This is a genomic window from Pseudorhodoplanes sp., from assembly GCF_059499825.1.
The window spans coordinates 26,307-46,551 of the sequence record NZ_JCABZI010000010.1; the positions used below are offsets into that span (position 1 = coordinate 26,307).

Consider the following 20,245-nt stretch of genomic DNA (forward strand, 5'->3'; position numbering starts at 1 on the left):
CGTTTTCCCCGATCAGGCCCGCCTTGACCGACCTCGACGTCATCATTCCAAACCTGCACTGGAACTATACCGGTGTGACGGCGACCAACCGGATGATCGCGCCCCGGATCGCCGGGCTTGCGACCGCGCGTTGGCTCGGCCCGGATGCGCCGGACGGCATCGAGACCATGCGCTTCTCCGAGTTGCTCGCCCTGCCGTTCCGGGGGCGGCGCCGGTTCGTCTGGCATGCACGCCGCAACAACGAGATGATGGTGGGCCTGCTGCTGAAATGGCTCGGCTGGCCGCTCAAGCTCGTGTTCACCTCGGCGGCGCAGCGCCATCACACCTGGATCACGCGCTGGCTGATTGCGCGCATGGACGGCGTGATCGCCACCAGCGATGCATCGGCGTCCTATCTCAAGGTTCCGTGCGAGGTCATTCTGCACGGCGTCGATACCGCGCGCTATCACCCGCCAAAGAACCGTGACGCCGAATTCCAGATCAGCGGTCTGCCGGGAAAATATGCCATCGGCTGTTTCGGCCGGGTCCGGCACCAGAAGGGGACGGACGTTTTTATCGAGGCGGTGTCGCGCGTATTGCCGCTCTATCCTGATTTCAGCGCGGTGGTGGTCGGCGCCGTCGACGACGCCGCGTTTGAAGCCGAGCTGAAAGCCCGTGTGGCGCAAGCCGGGATCGCCGATCGGGTGCGCTTTCTCGGCGAGCGGCCGATCGACGAAGTGCCGCTCTGGTTCCGCCGCATCCTCATCTACGCTTTCACGTCACGCAACGAAGGCTTCGGGCTGACGATGCTGGAGGCGATGGCGTCCGGCAATGCGCTGGTTGCGGCGCGCGCGGGTGCTGCGGAAGCGGTGGTGACCGGTGGTCAGATCGCGTTGCTGGTGCCGGCAGGAGACGCGACCGCGCTTGCGACGGCGCTCGAGACGCTGATGCGCGATCCGGCTCGCACTGCGGCAATGGGCGAACGCGCGCGCGACTATGTCGCATCGCAATTCAGCATCGAGGCCGAAGCGAAAAAGATCGCCGCTGTGTATCGGCGTGTGCTCGGCCGCGATACCGCGCCGCAAAACTCCGGCACCGACGCGTTGCGCTGACCTGCATCTCGAAAATTAAGGTCGTTTGCGGCGCTAAATTTGAGGGAAATACCGGTGATCGGTGTTGCCCCGCGCCAACCACGTTTGCGTGAAAGCTCCCGCGCGGCGTTGTCCCATCATAAAATTGACAACGGCTGCGACTAGCGATGAAACGCATTCAACAAAAAAGAACATGAGGAGGAGGCCATGACGGCAGCGTCCATGCGGCTTTCCACGTTCGGTGCTCTGCCTTGCGCACAATGCGGCGCGCAACTGAAACGTCCGGCCTGGTCGGAGCCGGTGAACCAGCGGCAGGTGCGTCACCTCTGGAATTGCGGCGACTGCGGCTATGTGTTCGAGACCATGGTGGTGTTCTGTTCGGACGTCGAACCGGCCGAGCCGCTGGCGGCATAGCGTCAGCCGCGCTGTACGCGTTGAGCCTCGATACGCGCCCACGCACGCATCCCAGCGCGACGCTTTGGCTTGCCGGGTAGGTGAGTGCAGTGGGCGAAAGCCCAAAGTTGCAATCGCTTTCGACTTGGATCATTGAAGTCCCGGAAAATTGTATACAGGCGCGTAACGGCGCGTCCGGGACAACAGGCCGCGCGTCGCGCCGCCGAGGGGAGAAGTCGATGGCTGCCAAGAATCTCGAAGATGTGCTGAACACCGTGAAGAATCCGGTCGATCTGCTGCGCAACCAGCAGACCGGGCCGAATGTCTATCCGGGCGTGCCGGCGGAATACACCAATTGGCGCGACGAGCAGCAGGCCTGGCAGAACACCTGCGTCCTGTTCAATCAGTCCTATCACATGGCCGATCTCGCCGTCGAAGGACCGGATGCGCTGAAGCTGCTCTCGTACCTGTCGATGAACAGCTACAAGGGCTTCGAGCCGAACAAGGCCAAGCAATTCGTGCCGGTCACGCCCGAAGGCTACGTCATCGGCGACGTCATCCTGTTCTATCTCGCTCCGAACAAGTTCAATCTCGTCGGCCGCGCGCCGGCGCTGAACTGGGTGATGTTCCACGCCGCCACCGGCAAGTATGACGTGAAGGTCGAACTCGACCAGCGCTCGGCTCTGCGCAGCGACGGCAAGCGCAAGTCCTATCGCTTCCAGGTGCAGGGCCCGAACGCCATGAAGGTGATCGAGAAGGCGATCGGCACCAAGCCCGGCGAACTGAAATTCTTCAACATGACCACGCTCACGATCGCCGGCAAAAAGGTCGGCGCGCTGCGTCACGGCATGGCCGGTCAGCCGGGTTGGGAATTGTTCGGTCCGTGGGAAGAGGGCGAGGATGTCCGTCAGGCGCTGATCAAGGCCGGCGAAGATTACGGCATGCGCCTCGTCGGCGGCCGCGCCTATTCGTCGAACGCGCTGGAGTCCGGCTGGATCCCGTCGCCGCTGCCCGCGATCTATACCGGCGAAGGTACGAAAGCCTATCGTCAGTGGCTCCCGGCCAATGGTTACGAGGCCGGGGCTTCGATCGGCGGCAGCTTCGATTCGAACAACATCGAGGATTACTACTTTACGCCCTGGGACATGGCCTATGGCGGCTTCATGAAGTTCGACCACGACTTCATCGGCCGCGAGGCACTGGAGAAGAAGGCGAAGGAGCCGCACCGCAAGAAGGTGACGCTCGCGCTCGAGAACGAGGACGTGACGCGCGTGCTCGGCACCCAGTTCCAGAAGCACAACCGCGCCAAGTTCATGGACTGGCCGTCGGCGGTCTATTGCATGCATCCGTTCGACCGGGTGATGGTCGACGGCAAGACCGTCGGCGTCTCGACCTGGATCGGTTACTCCTCGAACGAGGGCAAGATGCTCACGCTCGCTGTGATGGACGAGGAGTTCGCGGAGCCCGGCACCGAAGTGATGTTCCTGTGGGGCGAGGCCGATGGCGGCTCGCGCAAGCCGACGGTCGAGAAGCATATGCAGACGCAGATGCGCGCGATCGTCAGCCCGTCGCCCTATGTCGAAGTGGTGCGCAAGGCCTACGCGCCCGGCGGCTGGCGCAAGGCGGAGGCGTAGGCGAGGCCCGCGGCAAAACGGATTTCGCGAGTACAGGCCGATCCCGGCGCCATCCGGGATCGGCTTTTTCGTTCGGACGCCGGCTCAGTCGGCCTTGATCCCGGCACCCTTGATGATCGGCCACCACTTGGCGATCTCGTCGGCCTGGAACTTCACCAGAAATTCGGTCGTTTGCTGGTCGGACGGATATACGTCCTGACCGACGCCGGCCAGTCGTTCGCGGACCACAGGGTCGGCGAGCGCCTTGCGCAATGCATTGTTCAAGGTTGCGATCACGTCCTTGTTGGTCCCTTTCGGTGCGAACAATGCGGTCCAGGTCGAGACATAGAATCCGGATAGCCCCGCCTCATCGACAGTCGGTACGTCGGGCGCGGCCTTGATGCGCTGCTGCGCGGTCACCGCATAGGCGCGGATATTGCCGCTTTTGACATGCGGCAACGAGGTCGCCGGCGTATCGAACATCAGGTCGATATTGCCGGCCACAAGATCCTGCATCGCAGGGGCCAGGCCACGATAGGGAATGAAGCGGAATTGCGTGCCTGTCTTGGCATGGAAAAACGCGCCGGCGACGTGACCGACACTGCCGACGCCGGATGTGCCTTGGCTGGCCTTGTCCGGGTTCTGTTTCAGCCATGAAATCAGTTCCGGAAGTGAGTTGGCCGGGAGTTTATTGCTGGACACGATCAACAGCGGATTGGATGAAATCAGGCCGACCGGCGCGAAGTCGTCCTTCACGTCATAGGCCAGCTGGTAGATGGCGCCGTTTGCGACATGAGTCCCCCAGATTCCGGTGATCAGCGTGTAGCCATCCGGTGCCGCCTTCGCCACGCGCGCGGCGGCGAGACTTCCGGCCGCGCCGCCGACATTCTCGATGACGAACGGCTGTCCGAGGATGTCCTTCATCCTTTCCGCCACAATCCGCGTCGTGGTGTCGATCGGACCGCCTGCGGCAAAAGGAACGACGATCGTGATGGGTCGATTCGGAAATGGCTGCGCAAGACTTGCGGTGATGCATCCAAGCAGGATGCCGGTTGCTGCGATTAGTCGCTTCATTGTGTTCCCTCCTGGTTTTCTTTTATGGCCGGCGATAGAGACAGGAATTCCGACATGCGCGTGCCCGGATAAAAGGTCTGCTGGAAAGACGGTCGCGCCTTGCTTCGCGCGTACCAGTCGGTGACGCGCGGAAAGTCATTCTCCCAGATCGAGCTCATGCCCAGATCCGCCATGCGGTCGATCAGGGGCGTCACGATGATGTCGGCCAGCGTATAGCGCTCGCCGAGCAGCCACGGCCCGTTCGCGAGAGCGGCGTCCATCCGCGAGCAGGTATTTCTCATCTGCTCGATCGAGGCCTCCACATCCTCCTTCCTGAAACCGCTCGGGCCCATACGGCGATAGAATTGCTTCCGGATCGGCCTCACGTCGGATTCGACACCCTCGAAGGTTTTGCGGTCCATGCCCTCGTATCGCGGCAGGAATCCCATGTTGAAGGACGGGACGCGCACTGCGGCCGTCGGCACTTCCTCCAGGAAGCGCATCCACGCGCGCATTCGCGCGCGTCCGGCCGGGTCTGACGGAGACAGCGGCACCTGCGGGTATTTTTCCTCGAGATATTCGCAGATGACGCTCGAATCGACGATGATGTCGTTGTCATCGACAAGGGTCGGCACCACGCCGTTCGGATTGAGCTTCAGATACTCGGGACGCAAATGCTCCTTGGCTTTCCCGAGGTCCAGCTTGATGTCGTCAAATGGAAGGCGCTTCTCGGCAAGGCAGATGCGAACCTTCTGGCTGCAGGTCGAATGCGCGGCATTATAAAGTGTAAGCATCGTTGGTCCTTGCTGATCGGCAAAAGGGTGGCGTCGGGCATGACTGGACCCCGCCCGCGGTCCAGGACGCAATTCAGCGCGCGCACATCGCGCTCAGTTCGGCGTGTGTGGTCAGCCACGCTGCGGCGTTCGCCTGCGCGAGCCGGATCGCCTGCTTGAATGCGATCGCGCCTGCCGGCCGGCCGAAGACATGCGCATGTGCGGTAAGGTCGAGGCAGGCGAATGGACTACGGATCTCAGACCAGCCGTCGAGCATGGATTGCAGCGTCTGCACGAATGCATCGGGCGAATGCCCGTAGCGAATACAGAGTGGAAAATCGTTCACCTCCATGGTGAACGGGATGGCGGTGATCGGTCCGGCGGCGGTATCCACGCGGTAGGGAAGGTCACGGTCGAATGCGTCGGCAAACCAGGAGAAACCCTCCAGCGCCAGCAATTCGGGGGTATTGAGGCTCGGCGTGGCGCGCGGACTGATCCAGCCTGCCGGACGGTGGCCCGATGACGATTGCAGGGCCTGGATGCAACGCTTCAGGTCGGCATGTTCTTGCTCGCGGCTTTGGTATGCGGGGATGATGTGCTGCGACCAGGAATGTGCCGCGACCGGATGTCCTGCGTTGACGATCGCCTGCATGAGGTCCGGATGGCGCTCCGCCAGCACGCCACTAACGTAGAACACGGCCTTCGTCCTGGTGTCTTCCAGCACGTCGAGCAACCGCCAGGCTCCGGTCCGGGCGCCGTATTCGGCCCAGGACTTGGCCTGCGTGTCGAACACGCCGGCGCGCAGGGGATTGCCCATGGGCCCGATGCCCGGCGCCGCGTCGTCGGTCCAGCCCTCGAGCATGACACTCACGGAGACGCCGACAGGTCGTTCTTTCGGCCAATTGTGCGGCAGCGCGGCCGGTGGCGTCATGACGATCACTCCCTATCCAAATGTTTTATCCATTTGGATAAATCAAACAGGATGAGTTAGGCTGTTGTCAATGGGACGCGCCATGAAGAATGAACAGCCGCTCCACAAGGACGTGCCGGTGGAGCTCGCGCAGAACGGCGGGACGCCGCAGCGCATCCTGCACGGCGCCATTCAGTTGTTTGCGGATCACGGCTTCGATCAGGTGACGGTCCGCGACATCGCCGAGCGCGCGAAGGTCAATCACGCAGCGATCAGCTATTATTTCGGTACCAAGGAGCAGCTCATCAGGCATGCGATTGCGACGGTGATCGCGCCGCTGAATGCGCAACGGCTCGAGACGCTGGATGCGGTGAAGGCCGGATCGCGCAAGCCGAAGCTCGACGCCGTGGTGCGCGCCATGGTTGAGCCGACCGTGGCGGCCTGCATGCAAGGTACGGGCGTGCAGCGTCACTACGCGCGCATGCTGATCCTTGCCTTCGCGCTTCGCCAGCCCTTCGTCGAGGAGGTGGTGTCGCAGCAAACCGACAATGTCGCGGCGCAATTCGTCGACGCGCTTGCGGCGGCTCTGCCGGGCCACGACAGGGCCGATATGTATTGGGGTTTCGATTTCATGATCGGATCGATGCTGCACATCCTGCTCGACACGTCGCGAAATCATCGGCTGCGGCGCATCTCCGGCGGATTATGCGACACATCCGACCCGGGCGAAGTCACCGAACATCTGGTGCGCTTCGTCACCGCCGGGATTCGGGCGAGGTCGGTCAAGTCGCGCTGACGGCCTGTGCCGGTGACGCGCGATCGATGGTGCGCCATTCAGACATGGATCAGCCGAAGCGCGTGTTGAGGGCGTCATAGACCATGCCCATGACCACGCTATAGGTCTGGACCATGGCGAATGAGAACAGTGCCGGCGACATGCCAAGGCCTGCATTGAGCGCGAACACGCCGAGGCCCAGCATCGGAAAGAAGGCCAGATTCATCAGGGCCCATCCGAGAAAGCCAAACACGAATCCTTTGACGGCGCCGTTGCGGCCGGGCAGAAACCGGTAGACCAGTCTGAAGATGAAGCTGATGACGATGAAGCCATTCAGGAAGGACAGTATCCAGCCTGCGCCCGGATTGACCGTTTCACCGGTCATGCGGGTGAGCATCGCCTGAAAGCTGCTGTAGGGATTGAAGGTCGGCAGCAATCCCGAGCGGGATTTGAAATACATCAGCAACCAATGCGCGATCATGCCGCAAAGGCCGGCGACGAGGGTTTTCCAGAGCCAGCGTCTGTTCGGTAATGTGAGGCCGCCGCGCATGTTATTTTACGTGGCCATCGTGCCCTTCGCATGCAGGATCAGCACGTCACGTACCGCGCGGTTAAGCGGCGTCGGCACATTCACCTCGGCGCCAAGATCGACCACGCCACCGCTCAACCATGGCAGTTCCAGCGGCTTGCCGGTCTGCAGGTCGTGATACATCGACGCGATCATGCCGGCGGGCAATGTGTCGGCAAAGGCGATCTGCCGGTCGGCAAAGTTCTCCGCGAGCGCCACTCCGCGCGCACGCCCCACCGCGACGATCTCCTTCATCAGGTCGAGCAGGAATTGCCGCGTCAGCGGATTGTCCCGGATCGCGCCGATCGGTGCGCGCATCGACGTGGTTGCGCCCGCGACCGACGCCAGGAAGACGAACTTCCGCCAGATCACCAGATTGATATCGGCGCTGATCTCGGCCTGGATACCGCCGGCGAGACAGGCTCGATGGAAATCCTCGACGCGTTTCGATTGCCGGCCGTCGAACTCGCCGAAAGCGAGCCCCTGCATCGATCCCGTCTGCGTGATCACGCCCGGCGCAGTGATCGCCGCCGAGACATAGCTGGTGCCGCCGACAAGCGCATGGTCGCCGACGATCGGTCGCAGCATGTCGTCTTTCTGCACACCGTTCTGGAACGAAATCAGGCCGGTATCCGCCCCGATGCACGGCAGCAGCGAACGCGCGGCGCTTTCGGTATCCCATAGCTTGACCGCGAACAGGATCATGTCGACGCGGCCCGCTTCGGCCGGATCGTCGGTCGCGTTGACCTTCGGCAGCGCGATCGGATCGGCACCGCCCTCGATCCGCAGGCCGTTCTTGCGCATGGCGTTCAGATGCGCGCCGCGCGCAACGAACGTGACATCGGCGCCGGCTTTGGCCAGCCGCGCGCCGAACACACCGCCGACACCGCCCGACCCCATGATGAGAATGCGCAAAGTGGATGCTCCTGGCGGTTTGTCCGAAGACACTTGTTGCCTTTCGGCTATAGCGAATGCGGTGGCTCAAATCCACCGGGCGGCGAGCGCATGTCCCATGCGCGATACAGGCTGGCACCGCGCCGCTGGCTGCAAACGTGTCAATTCTTCTGCGTCTTGATCTCGTTGAATTTGGATAAGGCCCGCTCGAACTTTTCGTTGAACAACCACATTGCATCGAGAATGTCGCGGTAGGTCGCCGATGACTTCGCCCGGTCGGCCTGCCCGAAGGTGAACATGGAATTGTTGCGCAGATAGCCCATGATCCGTGGGTCGGACACCCGGTATCCGGCAATGTTGCCCGATCTGATCGCGGCCTTGGTCGGTGTGGGAACGATCTGGATCAGCTCGAACAGCTTCAGTTGATCGATCGGGTCGGGAAATGCCTTTACGATCGTCGGGATATAGGCGAACGCGTCGGCATGTGCATTCATCAGCGCATCGCGCACGTTGATCCAGTGATTGTATCGCCGGTCGAGCTTGCCGACACGCGCCTCTTCCTTCGCGTCGCGCGCGATCAGGGCCGGATCGAAGACCGCGATGGACGGTTTGATCGCTGCCCATTTCCTCTGGCCGCTCTGACTCTCGGACACGCCGGTCTGGAAACTTCCCTTGTATTTGTTGGAGCGCGCATTGCCGATATTCTGGTTGCCGTTGCTTTCGGCAAAGAAGATGCCAAGGCTGATACGGCCGGCGACATCGGCATGAGCCGCGTCGAGGCCCCGGGCGCGCGCAATGGCGGCTCCGAGATCGACCACGTCCCGAAATGGCGTCTCGGAGCTTTGCGCATTAGCGGGCGGCGCCTGCATGATGCCGAACAGGCGGAGATATTCATCGATCAGCGGCTCGTTGTCGGCATCGAAATAGGCCGGCGGGATTGCGAACTTGTTTGGTTTCCCGATTTTCGCAGGCAGCGCATCGGTGAGATCCTTGTAGGTGCTGATCAGCGCATTGCGTGCGAGATAAAGCGCCTGGCCGGGCAGGTTCGGTAGTGGCTGCTTCGCGTCGATTTGTGCGCGCCGCTGGCGAAGAACCGATCGGAAGTCGTTGAGCGCCTGATTGTACCGGTTCAGCGCCTCCGACTGCGAGGCCGTAATTGGCGACTGCGCGCGGGCGTCCGGCAGCGAGAGGCATGCAAGCAACGCGAGGGCGGCGGCACTCAGTGCCGCAATCGCGCCGGACGTTGCTCCATGGACGATAGTCCGCATGTCACTACTTTTCGAAAACTACCCGCTCCACAAAATTCGCGAGATTGCCGCCGCTGAACAGGTGCCCTGTAATGCCGACCGCCTGCGCGGCGCGAAGATCCGATTCCTTGTCGCCGATCAGGAAGCTACGCGATGTCTCGACCGGCCATGTCTGCATCAGGTCGAGCAGCATGCCGGGCTTCGGCTTGCGCCAGTCGGAATCGATCCGGTAGGCGGCGAGCGGTGCATCCGGATGAAACGGACAGAAGCGGATGTCGTCGATGCGGGCACCGTCCCTCGCCAGTTCGCCGCGCATGTGGTCGTGCAGGCGCACGACATCGTCCTCGGTAAACAATCCGCGGGCGACGCCGGACTGGTTCGAGATCACGAAGACGTGGAAGCCGGCCTCGTTCAGCCGGCGGATCGCCTGCGCCGCGCCGTCAATGAAATGGAAGCGCTCGATCGTGCCGATATAGCCGTCGTCGCGATTGATCACGCCGTCGCGGTCGAGGAACGCCGCGGGTTTTTGTGCCGTCATTGATCGGTCCGCCGAGGAAGCACGCTCACTGCGCGATATCCTATGCTCGCGGCGCCTCGATGCCAGAGGAACGGTGCTTCTACGAGCATCAACGCTGGACGGCAGCGGTAAAATGATCGGGCAGGGTCTGTCGCACAGCGTCCATCACCCGATCCACCGTTACGCCGGCGGTGCTGCGGTCCTTGATATTGGCGAACGACCCGGGCGGCTCGACGATCGCCGACAAAGGGTTCAGCGGGGCCCACAAACGCGCAGATGTCGGGCCGAAGATCGCCACGGTCGGCGTCCTAATGGCCGCAGAGATATGCATCAGACCGGAATCGTTGGTGACGGCGAGGTCGGCCGCGGACAGCGCGACGATCGCGTTGCGCAGATCGTTTCCCGTGAGATTCAAGACACTTGGGCCGCCTGTCGCGGCGATTTGCGCGGCGATGCTTGTCTCGGCCGGTCCGCCGAGGACCCAGACATCGGCACCCTGTTCGGTGAGTTGCCTGGCCAATTCGGCATAATTCTGCACCGGCCACGCCTTTCCTGGTCCCACCGCGCCCGGCGCCAGTGCCACGACCGGCCGGCCTGTCCGGCGCAAGTCATTGCGCGACAACCAATTTTCCTGCTCGGCGGCCGGCACCACGATTTCCGGCAGCGGGTAAGTCGCTGGCGGCACAGCATTTTTCGGCTGGGACAGGGCGACGAAACAATCGATCATGCGCTCCAGCCTGCGCTCGCCGAAACGCATGTCATTGACCAGCAGAAATCGAAATTCCCCTGCAAAACCAGTCCGTTCCGGTATTCCGGCGAGGAACGGTGCAAGCGCCGCCTTCCAGGTCCGCGGCATGATCAAGGCGGTGCCATAATGTTCGCGGGCGAGCTGTTTCCCCAGCGCCGCATATTGCGCGAAGGGCAACCGACGTCGCGGCAGATCGGCGACGATGCCCTTTCGCACGCCCGGCAGATAATCGAGGATTGGCGAGCAGAGCGAGCTGGTCAGCAGGTCGATCGGCCGGTTCGGCCAGCGCTGCTTGAGCAGCCGGATCACCGAATGAACCCGCACGAAATCGCCGATCCACATATATGGGACGATCAAAATGGGGTTGTCCGGACGGTCGGCCGGATCGATTTCGCCGTATTTTTGTGAATCTGGACTCATTGTTTCGGAATTGAACTTGAGTTCACTTTTTTACGCGCGGCATCCGCAAATAGGCTGGTTTGCGTGGCTTTGTCGAATCCACCGTAAACACCGTCTCGTTGCGCTCAAGTTGCGCGCTTGCGCCCGGTGGGGCAAAGGAACGCCATTGGGGCCGGGCGGCGGAGCGCGTCAGCGATGCTTTTGGTGACCGGCGGGGCCGGTTTTATCGGATCGAATATCGTCGCCAGCCTCAACGAGGCCGGCCGGACCGATATCGCGGTCAATGATACGCTCGGCACCGACGGCCGCTGGCGAAATCTGGCCAAGCGGCAGATCGCCGATTTCGTTCAGCCGCAGGAATTGTTCGGCTGGCTCGATGGTCGCAAGCTCGACGCCGTGATCCATATGGGCGCAGTCTCCGACACCACTGCAAGTGACGGCGATCTCGTGATGAATTCCAATTTCCGCCTGTCGCTGGCGCTGCTGGACTGGTGCACGCAGACCCAGACCCCGTTCATCTATGCCTCGTCGGCCGCGACCTATGGCAACGGAGAGCACGGCTTTTCTGACGATGATCAGCCCGATCATCTGCGATCATTGCGGCCGATGAACCTGTATGGCTGGAGCAAGCATCTGTTCGACCAGGCGCTGATTGCCCGAAAGCTGCGGGGCGAAAAACTGCCGCCGCAATGGGCCGGCCTGAAATTTTTCAATGTCTTTGGCCCGAACGAATACCACAAGGGCAAGATGGCGAGTGTACTGGCGCGCATCTTCGACGAGGCAAAGGCCGGCCAGACCGTCCGGCTGTTCAAGTCGCACAAGGCCGGCATCGCCGACGGCGACCAGCGCCGTGATTTCATCCATGTCGACGACGTTGTCGCGGTGATACGCTGGCTGCTGGACAGCCCGCGTGTGTCCGGACTGTTCAATGTCGGCACCGGCGAGGCTCGCAGCTTCCGCGACATGATCGAAGCGATGTTTTCGGCACTGCAAAGGCCGCCGAAGATCGAGTATATCGACATGCCCGAAGCGATCCGCGGCCAATATCAGTATTTTACGCAGAGCGAGGTCGGAAAGCTGCGTGCGGCCGGCTACAATGCAGGCTTCACGCCGCTCGAAGAGGCCGTCGGCCGCTACGTCACCCAATATCTCGATTGCGAAGACCGGTACCGCTGAATGTTCGATTTCGACCAGAACCTGTCGCGGCTGTCCGGCGTCACCGTTCTGTGCGTTGGCGACCTGATGCTGGACGATTTCGTCTATGGCGAGGTTGCCCGCATCTCGCCGGAGGCGCCTGCGCCGGTGATTGCGGTGAAGCGCAGCGAGATGGTGATCGGCGGCGCGGGCAATGTCGCGCGCAATATCGCGAGCCTCGGCGCGCATTGCATCTTTGTCGGCCTCGTCGGCGAGGATGATGCCGGCCGCACGTTGAAGGCGGCGCTCGCCGCGGAGCCCTGCATCACCGCGTCGCTTGTCGTCGACGGATCGCGACCCACCACACGCAAGGTGCGGTTCGTATCGGAGCATTATGCCACGCATCTGCTGCGCGCCGACTGGGAAGAAGCGCGCCCGGCCGATGCCAAAGCCGAGAAGGCGCTGCTGGAGGCGGCAATGGCCGCATTGCCGCGGGTCGATGCCGTGGTCCTGTCGGACTATGCCAAGGGTGTACTGACGCCTGCACTGATCCGGCACTTGCTCGAGGCGGCCAGTGTGGCCGGGAAACCGGTAATCGTCGATCCCAAGGGCAACGATTACAGCATCTATCGCGGCGCGACGGTGGTGACGCCGAACCGCAAGGAATTGTCGGAAGCGGTGCGGCGCGAGACCCGCGGCGATACCGAGGTTGCCGACGCCGCGGAGGAATTGCGAACGACGCTCGGCTGCGAGGCGGTGCTGGTCACCCGCAGCGACGACGGCATGACACTGGTCACGCGCGATAGCGCGCCCGTTCATGTTCCTGCCTACGCCGTGAAGATCAGCGACGTTTCGGGCGCCGGCGATACGGTGGTTGCGGTTCTGGCCGCCATGCTCGGTCTCGGCGCCGACTACGAATCCGCGATGCGTGCGGCGAATGCGGCCGCCGCGGTGGTGGTCGGCAAGCGGGGCACAGCGACGGTTTCGCTCGGTGAACTGCGCCATCGCATTCTGCCGTCTGCGACGCTGGCGGCTGAAGACAAGATTCTTTACGACTGGCGGGATCTCGATGCCCGGCTCGATCTGTGGCGCAAGCAGGGGCTCCGTATCGGATTCACCAATGGATGTTTCGACATCCTGCATCCCGGGCACGTCAAGCTGATGGCGCAGGCGCGAGCCGCCTGCGACCGGCTGGTACTCGGGCTTAACAGCGACGCGTCGGTGTCGCGGCTGAAGGGGCCTGAACGTCCGGTGCAGAAAGTTCAGGCGCGGGCGGAGGTGCTGGCTGCGCTTGAAGCGGTGGATCTCGTCGTGGTGTTCGAGGAGGATACCCCGCGCAACCTGATCGAACGGGTCCGGCCGAATATGCTGATCAAGGGCGCCGATTATACGCGCGAGCAAGTGGTCGGGCACGACATCGTCGAGGCCTATGGCGGCGAGGTCCTACTTGTCGATCTGCTCCCGGGGCATTCGACCTCGGACATCGTGAAGCGATCGCGCTCGACGGCCAGGAACTGACGCCCGGATGGATCGCGCCGTGTCCGCCGTATTCAAGCCAGAGTTCGAAGCGGCAATGGTTCGCGAGTTTTTCCGCGACCGGCCCCGCGGCTTTTTCGTTGAAGTGGGCGCCAACGACCCGAAGAAGGATTCGCAGTCCTGGCATTTGGAGGAGGCGGGCTGGACCGGCATCCTGGTCGAGCCGCTGCCAGATCTCGCGGCCGAATTGCGACGCCAGCGCAAGGCTCAGGTGTTCGAGGTGGCGTGCTCGTCCCCCGATCGCGCGGGGCAGGTCATGCGGTTGCATGTGGCGGGCGCGTTCTCGTCGTTCGATCCCAATCTTGCGGTGACAGGGATGCGCGCCGACCGCACCATCGATGTGAAAGTCCGAACCCTCGACGACGTGCTCAGCGAGGGGCAGGCGACGGTGCCGATCGACCTGATGTCGGTCGATGTCGAAGGACATGAACTCGAAGTCCTGAGCGGTTTCGACTTCGAACGATGGAAGCCGCGGCTGGTGCTGCTCGAGGATCACGTCAGCAATCTCGACAAGCATCGTTTCATGACCCGTGCCGGGTACACGCTCATGCGCCGGACCGGGCTGAACGGCTGGTATGTGCCGCGTGAAGACGCGCCGCCGATGGGCTTGACCGGCCGCTGGCAGATCGCCCGGAAATACTATCTCGCCCTTCCGTTCCGGATGTTGCGGGACGCGCGGCGGCGCTTGCGTGATCGTATCCGGTTCAGGCGCGAGGACGCTTCGCGATGACCGTGCGCCTCTCAGCCATCGTGATTGCCAAGAACGAAGCGCACAACATCGAGGCGTGTCTCGACAGCCTTGCGTTTTGCGATCAGCGCATCGTCGTTGACGGCGACAGCGACGACGGGACCGCGAGCCTTGCCGAGGCAAAGGGAGCGAGCGTCACGGTCCAGACGGAATGGCATGGTTTCGGCCACCAAAAGAATCTCGCCCTTTCGCTCGCCACGGGCGAGTGGGTGCTGAGTGTCGATGCGGACGAACGGGTGAGCGGCGAATTGGCCGCAGAAATACGGCGCGTTATCACCGAGGGCCTTTCGCAAGCTTACGAGATGCCGCGGCTGTCGACCTTCTGCGGTCGTCCGATGCGGCATTCCGGCTGGTATCCGGATTATGTGCTGCGGTTGTTCCGGCGTGACCGCGCGCGTTTTTCCGACGATCTCGTGCACGAGCGGGTGGTCTACGATGGCGAGGTCGGGCGCTTGAGGCACCCGCTGACTCATCATCCCTTGTTGCGTCTTGAGGATGCGCTGTCTCGCATGGATCGCTATTCGAGCGCGCGCGCCGAGATGATCGTGAGTTCCGGGCGCCGCGTCTCCTTCTTCACCGGGATCGCCCGTGGTTGGTGGACGTTCGTCCAGACCTATTTTATCCGGCTCGGCTTTCTCGATGGGCGCGAAGGATTTCTGCTGGCGGTGGCCAATGCCGAGGGCACCTATTACCGCTATATGAAGGCGTGGATGAAGGGGCGAGGCCGTGGCTGACCTGATCTCCCTCATCGTCACGACCTGGAACCGTGAAGATGCGCTCGATGCAGTTCTTCGCTCGTTGGCGGCGCAGACCGACCGCAATTTCGAGGTCGTCGTTGCCGACGATGGCTCGGGCGAGGCGACGGCGAAACTGATTGCGGACTGGGCGCCGAAGTTCAATCATTCGCTGAAACATGTGTGGCAGGAGCATCGCGGTTTCCGCGCGGCCGAGATTCGCAATCAAGCAATCCTGGCGAGCCGCGGCTCCTATTGCATCTTCCTCGACGGCGACTGCATCGCCCGGCCCGGATTTGTTGCGACCCATCGCAGGCTTGCCGAGCAGGGCTGGTTCGTGACCGGCAACCGGATCCTGATGTCGGAAACGCTGACGCGAACGGTGTTGCGCGAAAGGCTCGATCCGGAACACTGGACCTATGGAGAGTGGGCACGCGAGCGCAGCCGCGGCGGCATCAATCGCACCGTACCGCTGATGCGCCTGCCACTCGGTCCTTTGCGCAAGCTGCGGTTCCGCGCCTGGCGCGGCGCACGTTCATGCAACCTTGGAATCTGGCGCAGCGATCTCGATCGCGTCGACGGGTTCGATTGTGCCTATCAGGGCTGGGGGCGGGAAGATTCCGATCTTCTGGTGCGGCTTCTGCATGCCGGAGTTCGGCGCAAGGACGGCGTGTTCGCCACCGGCGTGCTGCATCTGTGGCATCCGACCGCCGACCGGTCGTGGTTGCCGGACAATGACACCAAGCTCGATGCTGTCCGCAGCGACCGTCGAGTCACTGCGCTCCAGGGACTGTCGACGATGTCTCCAGCGGGCGCCCGCCCGCCACAGGTGACGGCATGACGGCGTTGTATGATCGCGCGCAATTGCGCAAGCTTGCCGACGGGCTCGCGGCCGCGGTCGTTGCGGTTTTGCCGTGGTCGACGTCGGCCACTTATATCTTTTTAGGCGTCTGGCTTGTTGTCTTCCTGATATCCGTCGATCCGGAGGAATGGTCGCCGGTGATGCAGTATCGCGCGGCGACCATTCCTGTGCTGCTGGTCGGGTTCGCAGCTGTTGGAATGCTGTGGGCTCAGGCGCCCTGGGCAGATCGTTGGGGCGCCTTCGCCTCCTTTGCGCGACTGCTGGTTATTCCACTGCTGATGGTGCAATTCCGCAGATCGGACCGTGCGCATTGGGTTTTTCTCGCCTTCGCCGCATCCTGCACGGTGGTTCTCGCCTTGTCCTGGATCATGGTCGCGACCGGCATGAAGCCGCTCAGCCGCGGCGCGAGTCATGGCATTCCGGTTCGCGACTACATTGCGCAAGCGCAGGAGTTTGTGCTGTGTGCGGCTGGGTTTGCGTATCTGGCCGGCCTGCGACTGATGCAGCGGCGCTGGGCCCTGGGCTTCGGCTTGCTGGCACTAGCGCTTCTGTTCGTCGCCAATGTGCTGTTCGTGACGTCTAGCAGGACCGGCCTCGTGACATTGCCGGCGCTGCTGCTGGTGCTGGTTGTTATGCAGTGCCGTCTGCGATATGCGCTGATTTTTGCAGGCGTGATCGTTGCGGTAAGCGCCGCTTCTCTGGCCAGCTCCTCGCTGATTCAGAAGCGCTTGTTCGGCATCTTCACGGAAATCCGCGACGCGCAAAGCAAGCAGATCGAGACATCGGCTGGCCAGCGGGTTGAGTTCTGGAAGGCCGCGGTCGAGATCATCGCCGACGCGCCGGTGATCGGGCATGGGACCGGATCGATCAAGCAAACATTCGCGCAGGAAGCGGCGCGCCGCGATCCCCGTGCTGTCCCGACCACCAACCCGCATAACCAGACGCTGACCGTGGCGGTGCAACTCGGCATGATCGGCACTGCGCTCCTGCTCGCGATGTGGCTGTCGCATCTGCTGCTGTTCCGTTGTCCGGGCTTTGCCGGATGGGTCGGCCTGGCGGTTGTGGCGCAAAATGTGTTGTCATCGCTGTTCAACAATCATCTGTTCGATTTCACCCAATCCTGGATTTACGTCTTCGGCGTGGGCGTGGCCGGAGCCAGCGTGATCAGAGCACGGCACGAGACCGCCGTACTCGAAAGGCCGGCATCTCCCGCGAGGTCGGACCGTGACCGCGAGTCTTGATCTCCCGCGCAAACCGCGGATCCTCGTGATCGCAATGCGGCGCCTGGGCGATGTATTGCTCACGACACCGCTGATCCGCAGTCTGCGCCGAGCCTGGCCGGACGCCATACTCGACGTCATGGTGTTCGCCAACACGGCAGCGATCCTTGCCGGTAACCCCGACATCGATTCCGTCATCGTCTGCCCGGAGCGGCCATCGGCCGTGGAAAGCCTGGCCCTCATCCGCAGGCTCTGGCGACGCTACGACCTTGCGGTATCGACGCAGGCCGGCGACCGGCCCTCCTTCTTTGCCATCGCCGCAGGCCGCCATCGCGCAGCCGCGACCGAAGATCGCGCGATCGGAAAATTCAAGGCGATGTTCATGCATCGGCGCGCAGCGATGGATCCCGAGTTGCACCGGGTCCAGGAAACATTGCTGCTCGCCCGCGCGCTGGGTATCGAGGCGTGTGACGAGATCGTCGCGCCGCTTGCGCCTGACTTTGCCGTTCCCGCGCAGGATTATGCGGTTCTGCATGCGGCGCCGTTCTTCCGCTACAAGCAATGGCACAAGCAGGGCTGGCAGGCATTGGCCGACGATCTTGTCCGTCGCGGACTGACGATCGTGGCCACCGGCGGCCCGCACCCGGAGGAACGCGCCTATTTGAATGCAGTGTGGCAGGACCGGCCCGATGTATTGCGCATGGACGGTGCGCTGACATGGCCGCAACTCGGTACGCTCCTGACGCAGGCGCGTGTGTATGTCGGCCCCGATACGTCAGTAACGCATCTTGCCGCCGCCACCGGCTGCCCCACTGTTGCGCTTTTCGGGCCGACCGATCCGCGCCGGTGGGGGCCGTGGCCCTTGGGCGGGCTGGCCGAGCCGTGGCAATCCGCCGCTCAGGTGCAACGACGCGGCAATGTCTGGCTCATCCAGAATCCGCTGCCCTGTATGCCGTGTCTGCTGGAAGGCTGCATGCGGCGCGTGGACAGTCACAGCCTGTGCCTCGATTATTTGCCTGTCGAGCCTGTCCTTGGTGCGGTCGAGGAGGCTCTGGGCCGGACCGGGGGTGGCGTCCCGGCGAAAACGCCGCTATTCAACGCGTCGTCCCCCTTTATCGTACCTTGATCGATGTTCCGGCTTCGCACTATGACCACAAAGAAGGCCCTGATCGTGTTGCACGATCTGGCTGTCACTGCGGCGGCCTTGGTCGTGGCTTTCTATATCCGCTTCGAAGAAGAGCGGCTGTCGGTACGCATCGAGTGGCTGTGGGTGCTGCTGCCCGGCATGCTGGTCTATGCCGGCGTCGTCTATCATATTTTCCATCTTGATGATGCGAAGTGGCGGTTCGCCTCGCTGCCGGACCTATGGAACATTTTCCGTTCCGCGACGGTGCTGGCGCTGACGCTGCTCGTCCTCGACTACATCCTGATCGCGCAGAACCTGTACGGGACGTTCTTCTTCGGGAAGGGAACCATCCTGATCTATTGGGTTCTGCAGATGTTTTTCCTGGGTGGTCCGCGGGTCGCCTACCGCTATTTCCGGTATTCGCGTGCGCGCACCAAAGCCAGCCGCAATGATTCCACCCCCATTCTGGTTCTTGGGCGCGCCGCCGATGCCGAAGTTCTGCTGCGCGCGATCGAAAGCGGTGCGGTCAAGAAAATCTGGCCGGTCGGCGTGCTGTCGCAATCTCCTGCCGATCAGGGCCAGTCGATCCGCGGCATTCAGGTGCTCGGCACTTTCGATGATATCGAACAGGCGGTGACAAGGCTTGCGGCGCGCGGCACCAATGTGCGGCGGATCGTGCTGACGCCATCCGCATTCGAGCCGGATGTGCCAATCGATACCGTGCTGATGCGGGCCCGCAGGCTGGGGCTCACGACAAGCCGGTTGCCGTCGCTGGACGACAGCGTGGAGGCGTTGCGGCTTGCGCCGGTGAATGTCGAGGATCTGCTGCTGCGGCCGAGCGTGAAGATCGACTATCGTCGCCTTGAGCAATTTGTCAAAGGCCGTTCAATCGTCGTGACCGGTGGCGGCGGTTCGATCGGCGCGGAAATCTGCGACCGCATCGTTGCGTTCGGTGCAGCCCGGTTGCTGGTGATCGAGAATTCCGAACCGGCCCTCCATGCCGTGCTGGAAAAGCTCGCCGGCGACCAGCAGGGCGCCCTGATCACCGGACGGCTTGCCGACATCCGCGACCGCGATCGCATCATGCGGCTGATGGCCGATTTCAAGCCGGACATGGTGTTTCACGCGGCGGCGCTGAAGCATGTGCCGTTGCTCGAGCAGGATTGGGGCGAGGGCGTCAAGACCAACGTCTTCGGTTCGGTCAATGTCGCCGACGCCGCTGCGGCGGCCGGCGCGACGGCGATGGTGATGATTTCAACCGACAAGGCCATCGAGCCGGTGTCGGTTCTGGGAGCCACCAAGCGCTTTGCGGAAATGTATTGTCAGGCGCTGGACGGGCAATTCGCACGCAAGGCGGAACCCGGCGCGGTGCCGATGCGGCTCATTGCGGTCCGTTTTGGGAACGTGCTGGCTTCCAACGGTTCTGTGGTTCCGAAGTTCAAGGCGCAGATCGAGGCCGGTGGGCCGGTCACGGTTACGCATCCGGACATGGTGCGTTACTTCATGACCATCCGTGAGGCTTGCGATCTCGTTGTCACCTCGGCGGTGCATGCGCTGGGCCCGGCTCGCTCCGACGTTGCGGTTTATGTTCTGAATATGGGGCAGCCGGTGAAGATCGTCGATCTTGCCGAGCGGATCATCCGGCTGTCGGGGCTCGAGCCCGGACGCGATATCGACATCACCTTTACCGGCATCCGTCCCGGCGAGCGGCTGCACGAAATCCTGTTCGCGCGCGAAGAACCGACCGCCGAGATCGGTGTGGAGGGTGTCGTGGCGGCGCGGCCGATGTCGCCCTCTCTCGACACCATGCGCGTCTGGCTCGCCACGCTCGAGCAGGGGCTGGTCCGAGAGGACAAAAGCGCAATCTATCGCGTGCTGCGCGATGCGGTGCCGGACTTCAAGGGCGAGGCGGCCTGAGGCGTCCG

Annotated in this window: 20 protein-coding genes; 12 read left to right on the forward strand and 8 right to left on the reverse strand. The window is 62.8% G+C overall.

Going from position 1 to position 20,245, the window contains the following annotated elements; all coding sequences use genetic code 11:
- Positions 1–23 precede the first annotated feature (23 nt).
- From AC5I5I_RS13950 to desA, 3 genes are all read left to right on the forward strand, one after another.
- Positions 24–1,091: a glycosyltransferase family 4 protein gene (locus tag AC5I5I_RS13950; RefSeq protein ID WP_495973978.1), complete on the forward strand. Its 1,068-nt coding sequence runs from the start codon at positions 24–26 to the stop codon at positions 1,089–1,091.
- A 186-nt stretch (positions 1,092–1,277) separates the two neighbouring features.
- Positions 1,278–1,484, forward strand: coding sequence for a hypothetical protein (locus AC5I5I_RS13955; RefSeq protein ID WP_495973980.1), 207 nt, complete (start codon positions 1,278–1,280; stop codon positions 1,482–1,484).
- A gap of 218 nt (positions 1,485–1,702) precedes the next feature.
- Positions 1,703–3,097, forward strand: a complete 1,395-nt coding sequence (desA, locus tag AC5I5I_RS13960) for a syringate O-demethylase (protein WP_495973982.1) — start codon at positions 1,703–1,705, stop codon at positions 3,095–3,097.
- 84 nt (positions 3,098–3,181) lie between these two features.
- On the opposite strand, the gene AC5I5I_RS13965 is transcribed toward desA, so the two are convergent.
- The 3 genes from AC5I5I_RS13965 to AC5I5I_RS13975 form a co-directional block, all read right to left on the reverse strand.
- A complete protein-coding gene (locus AC5I5I_RS13965) occupies positions 3,182–4,150 on the reverse strand; it encodes a tripartite tricarboxylate transporter substrate-binding protein (RefSeq protein WP_495973984.1) in 969 nt (322 codons plus the stop codon).
- Complete coding sequence (locus AC5I5I_RS13970; protein ID WP_495973986.1) at positions 4,147–4,923, reverse strand: glutathione S-transferase family protein; 777 nt, start codon at positions 4,921–4,923, stop codon at positions 4,147–4,149. The genes AC5I5I_RS13965 and AC5I5I_RS13970 overlap by 4 nt, the downstream gene beginning before the upstream one ends.
- 73 nt (positions 4,924–4,996) lie before the next feature.
- The gene (locus AC5I5I_RS13975) at positions 4,997–5,833 is read right to left on the reverse strand and encodes a polysaccharide deacetylase family protein (RefSeq protein WP_495973988.1); all 837 of its coding nucleotides are present in this window, start codon (positions 5,831–5,833) and stop codon (positions 4,997–4,999) included.
- 82 nt (positions 5,834–5,915) lie between these two features.
- Here AC5I5I_RS13975 and AC5I5I_RS13980 point away from each other — a divergent pair, with 82 nt between their 5' ends.
- Positions 5,916–6,608: a TetR/AcrR family transcriptional regulator gene (locus tag AC5I5I_RS13980; protein WP_495973990.1), complete on the forward strand. Its 693-nt coding sequence runs from the start codon at positions 5,916–5,918 to the stop codon at positions 6,606–6,608.
- Between the two features lie 49 nt (positions 6,609–6,657).
- Here the strand turns inward: AC5I5I_RS13980 and AC5I5I_RS13985 are convergent, their stop codons facing one another.
- The 5 genes from AC5I5I_RS13985 to waaF form a co-directional block, all read right to left on the reverse strand.
- Positions 6,658–7,137 carry a DUF6789 family protein gene (locus AC5I5I_RS13985; RefSeq protein ID WP_495973992.1) on the reverse strand — a complete coding sequence of 160 codons (480 nt, stop codon included), beginning with the start codon at positions 7,135–7,137 and terminating at the stop codon, positions 6,658–6,660.
- Positions 7,138–7,143: 6 nt separating this feature from the next.
- Positions 7,144–8,070: a ketopantoate reductase family protein gene (locus tag AC5I5I_RS13990; RefSeq protein ID WP_495973994.1), complete on the reverse strand. Its 927-nt coding sequence runs from the start codon at positions 8,068–8,070 to the stop codon at positions 7,144–7,146.
- Between the two features lie 140 nt (positions 8,071–8,210).
- Entirely contained in the window at positions 8,211–9,317 is a 1,107-nt protein-coding gene (locus tag AC5I5I_RS13995; RefSeq protein WP_495973996.1) for a hypothetical protein, read from the reverse strand.
- A 4-nt stretch (positions 9,318–9,321) separates the two neighbouring features.
- Positions 9,322–9,834 (reverse strand): D-glycero-alpha-D-manno-heptose-1,7-bisphosphate 7-phosphatase, encoded by a 513-nt coding sequence (locus AC5I5I_RS14000; RefSeq protein WP_495973998.1) that lies wholly within the window; start codon positions 9,832–9,834, stop codon positions 9,322–9,324.
- Positions 9,835–9,922: 88 nt separating this feature from the next.
- Positions 9,923–10,981 carry a lipopolysaccharide heptosyltransferase II gene (gene waaF, locus AC5I5I_RS14005; RefSeq protein ID WP_495974000.1) on the reverse strand — a complete coding sequence of 353 codons (1,059 nt, stop codon included), beginning with the start codon at positions 10,979–10,981 and terminating at the stop codon, positions 9,923–9,925.
- 174 nt (positions 10,982–11,155) lie between these two features.
- Here waaF and rfaD point away from each other — a divergent pair, with 174 nt between their 5' ends.
- From rfaD to AC5I5I_RS14045, 8 genes are read left to right on the forward strand one after another with little or no spacing between them, the layout of a single operon-like run.
- A complete protein-coding gene (gene rfaD / locus AC5I5I_RS14010; protein ID WP_495974002.1) occupies positions 11,156–12,136 on the forward strand; it encodes an ADP-glyceromanno-heptose 6-epimerase in 981 nt (326 codons plus the stop codon).
- A complete protein-coding gene (gene rfaE1 / locus AC5I5I_RS14015) occupies positions 12,137–13,612 on the forward strand; it encodes a D-glycero-beta-D-manno-heptose-7-phosphate kinase (RefSeq protein WP_495974004.1) in 1,476 nt (491 codons plus the stop codon).
- 7 nt (positions 13,613–13,619) lie between these two features.
- Positions 13,620–14,360 carry an FkbM family methyltransferase gene (locus tag AC5I5I_RS14020; protein WP_495974006.1) on the forward strand — a complete coding sequence of 247 codons (741 nt, stop codon included), beginning with the start codon at positions 13,620–13,622 and terminating at the stop codon, positions 14,358–14,360.
- Complete coding sequence (locus AC5I5I_RS14025; protein ID WP_495974008.1) at positions 14,357–15,112, forward strand: glycosyltransferase family 2 protein; 756 nt, start codon at positions 14,357–14,359, stop codon at positions 15,110–15,112. The genes AC5I5I_RS14020 and AC5I5I_RS14025 overlap by 4 nt, the downstream gene beginning before the upstream one ends.
- Entirely contained in the window at positions 15,105–15,953 is an 849-nt protein-coding gene (locus AC5I5I_RS14030; protein WP_495974010.1) for a glycosyltransferase family 2 protein, read from the forward strand. The genes AC5I5I_RS14025 and AC5I5I_RS14030 overlap by 8 nt, the downstream gene beginning before the upstream one ends.
- Positions 15,950–17,215, forward strand: coding sequence for an O-antigen ligase family protein (locus AC5I5I_RS14035; RefSeq protein ID WP_495974012.1), 1,266 nt, complete (start codon positions 15,950–15,952; stop codon positions 17,213–17,215). Before AC5I5I_RS14030 ends, AC5I5I_RS14035 begins: the two co-directional genes overlap by 4 nt.
- On the forward strand, positions 17,199–18,320 hold the full coding sequence (locus AC5I5I_RS14040) for a glycosyltransferase family 9 protein (RefSeq protein ID WP_495974014.1): 1,122 nt from the start codon (positions 17,199–17,201) through the stop codon (positions 18,318–18,320). Before AC5I5I_RS14035 ends, AC5I5I_RS14040 begins: the two co-directional genes overlap by 17 nt.
- Before the next feature lie 3 nt (positions 18,321–18,323).
- Positions 18,324–20,237 carry an SDR family NAD(P)-dependent oxidoreductase gene (locus tag AC5I5I_RS14045; RefSeq protein WP_495974016.1) on the forward strand — a complete coding sequence of 638 codons (1,914 nt, stop codon included), beginning with the start codon at positions 18,324–18,326 and terminating at the stop codon, positions 20,235–20,237.
- Positions 20,238–20,245: the final 8 nt, after the last annotated feature.